This is a genomic window from Moorena sp. SIO3I6, from assembly GCF_010672095.1.
In genome coordinates this window covers 1-2,609 of the sequence record NZ_JAAHHU010000621.1, presented here as the reverse complement: position 1 = coordinate 2,609, position 2,609 = coordinate 1, and the positions used below count along the sequence as shown (strand labels likewise).

Here is a 2,609-nt window from a genome sequence, read left to right as displayed (position 1 = left end):
ACTAACCCTCTCCCTAAAATTTTTACCATAGCGCGCAATTTTACACTCAATTTATACCGTGAAAAAATGTTTAAAAACATGGCACAAGCTCAACGAATTTGTTCTTTTAGTCTAGACACGCTTAAGCAACTTTTTAGAATGAAATAGCCCTGGGGATGGACAAAATACCAAATAGCACCAATGTGATTTTCAAGCGATTTGGACCTGATGCAATTAGCGATCGCCTATCAAGTTTAACTTTTCTAGTGCAGCATCAGACTTTTATAAGAATGGAATTCCAATTTTTCGATCCATTGTAACCGTACATATCCTGATAGTAAGTATCAATATAAAGGAAAACAACAAATTCAGCCACAACAAGCGTGATTTTACCATAGGATTATTGACTCATGCTTGGGTTAATGGGATGACTTTGTGGTCAGAACTTGCCCAGACTCTGATGAGTCTCAAGCCTCATAAATGGCTTGATTTTCAGCGAGGATTGAAAGCTCTATCCCAGCTACAGCAAGCATTAGAACCATGTTGTCATCCTTAAAGCGCAACCACATATAGTGAAAACGTTTGCCATCAACTGTTATAAAATTTTTTTCTTGCATAAGTTTAATTTCTAATTTAAAGATTATCGGATTTTATAAAGGACGTAAAAGCTAATTATCGAAGCATTAGACTTCACTGAAACTCCCAGGAAGTGATAAGCAAAGTGGTATTTATTCCCACCCCTGCAAAGAGTTAGCTTACCAGTCGTTTTTCGCATATATTCCACAATTTATCTAGTGTATCGGCAGCAGTAGATCTGATGTGGTAATTAGCTATTTCTGAAAGTACGGTCTCAGCAGGATTTATCTCTACTATGGGCACATTTAACCTACGAGCTTTATACAAAGGTTTAGTAATGTATTGGTAGTCTCTGGAGGTGCCGATCACAAACATGAGATCAATGGGAGCATTATCTAGGATCTTGAAAGTTTCTTCCGACGAACTCATATGATGTTCACCAAATAACTCAATATCCGGACGAATTAATCCTTCGCAAGCTGGACATTTTGGTGGTAAATCCATCGGTTTACTATATCCGGCTAGGAGTTCTTCTGCAGTTGTCCTGTAAGAACAATTTACACAAAATAGTTCGGAGAGTTGTCCATGTACTTGAATCAAGTTTTTACTTCCGGCTGCGCGCTCGAACCCATCTATATTCTGCGTCAATACCCATGTATCTGGTTTCCAAGACTCGATTTGTGCAATGACCTCATGAGCACGATTGAATTTTGCTTTATGACAGGCTGCTCCAATTTGCCACAGATATTTCCACGTTACTTCGGGACAAGATTGTAACATGTTTTTACTGATAGCTTCTTCGATTGGTATACCTTCTTGAGTGAGAACACCTTCAAAAAGTCCACCAACACCCCGATATGTAGGTAACCCGGAGTCTGCAGATAAACCGGCTCCAACAATGAAAAGAATAGACTCTGCCTTGAGAATGCAATCAGCAACAACACTCAGAATATCATCCATTAGTTTCTAAAACACAACATTCTAATTTTAGAACATTTCTCGATTCGAGTTAACAACTTATTTGAACACCCTGCAAACAAGCAAGCTTGTACAGAACTCTAGCTCCGACATTTCCATCCCACTCATCTCCAACATCACCAGGCGCAACCTCGCACAAATCAAAACCAATAATTGTTTTGCCTGTTTGAACTAGCGATCGCCAACGTCAAAGGCACGCCCAGCCTAACTTTCAACCCCCTTGTCACCCCCTCAGGCTCCCGCCATAATCTTCGATTTGGCGGTGAGATGAATTGCAACCAACAAACAAACAAGAATGCAGGATTTATGCTGATCCGCATTTATTTGTTGTAAAATAGATTTATGATAGTGAGTGAAGCTAAGCTGTTAACTGGGTCTAAGGCACAAGATCAAGCCTTAGATGAAGCCATAATAACTGCTCAATTCATTAGGAATTCTGTATTGGCTTAGTGTTACATATTGAAATACGCAACTTGAGTTAACAGTTATCATTTTGATTCAGAATGAAAAATAATATAGTTGTGCTGTGGTCACATCCACGGTCTATTTCCACTGCCTTTGAACGTATGATGATGAATCGGGGAGACTTTAAAATTCTGCATGAACCTTTTGCTTATGTCTATTATGTCTTAGAAAAAAAAGGGCTTCCTACAGGAATGATTATTGATGCAGAACATCCGACACAATTTGAAGATATTAAGAACCACATTCTAAACTGTTCACCGCAACAGCCTGTTTTTTTGAAAGATATGGCTTATCACTGTTATGAATATCTTGTAAAAGATGAGTCCTTTTTGAAAAAATTGGTTAACACTTTTATTATTCGTGATCCAGCTAAGTCAATTCCTTCCTATTATTTTTTAGACCACAATATCATTAAAGATGAAATTGGTTACCAGCAGCAATATTATCTCTTTGAAAAAATAATCGAATTATCAGGTGAAATTCCCGTGGTGATTGATGCGGATGATTTGCAAAGCCACCCAGAAGCAATCATCGCTTCCTATTGTAAGAAAATAAACATCAAATTTATTCGGTCAGCTTTGCAGTGGAAGTCATCCTATAATCAACAGTGG

Annotated in this window: 3 protein-coding genes and 1 pseudogene; 1 reads left to right on the top strand and 3 read right to left on the bottom strand. The window is 38.2% G+C overall.

From position 1 onward, the window contains the following. Window positions 1–446: 446 nt before the first annotated feature. From F6K49_RS40415 to F6K49_RS40405, 3 genes and pseudogenes are all read right to left on the bottom strand, one after another. Complete coding sequence (locus F6K49_RS40415) at window positions 447–596, bottom strand: hypothetical protein (RefSeq protein WP_293106476.1); 150 nt, start codon at window positions 594–596, stop codon at window positions 447–449. A gap of 133 nt (window positions 597–729) precedes the next feature. Continuing rightward, window positions 730–1,515 (bottom strand): Sir2 family NAD-dependent protein deacetylase, encoded by a 786-nt coding sequence (locus F6K49_RS40410; RefSeq protein ID WP_293064647.1) that lies wholly within the window; start codon window positions 1,513–1,515, stop codon window positions 730–732. 49 nt (window positions 1,516–1,564) lie between these two features. After that, window positions 1,565–1,729 (bottom strand): annotated as a pseudogene (locus F6K49_RS40405) (agmatinase); the annotation flags it as partial. 307 nt (window positions 1,730–2,036) lie between these two features. Between F6K49_RS40405 and F6K49_RS40400 the strand changes: the two are divergent. Next, window positions 2,037–2,609, top strand: a 573-nt coding sequence (locus F6K49_RS40400; RefSeq protein WP_293106473.1) for a sulfotransferase family protein, incomplete at its 3' end; no start/stop codon positions are given.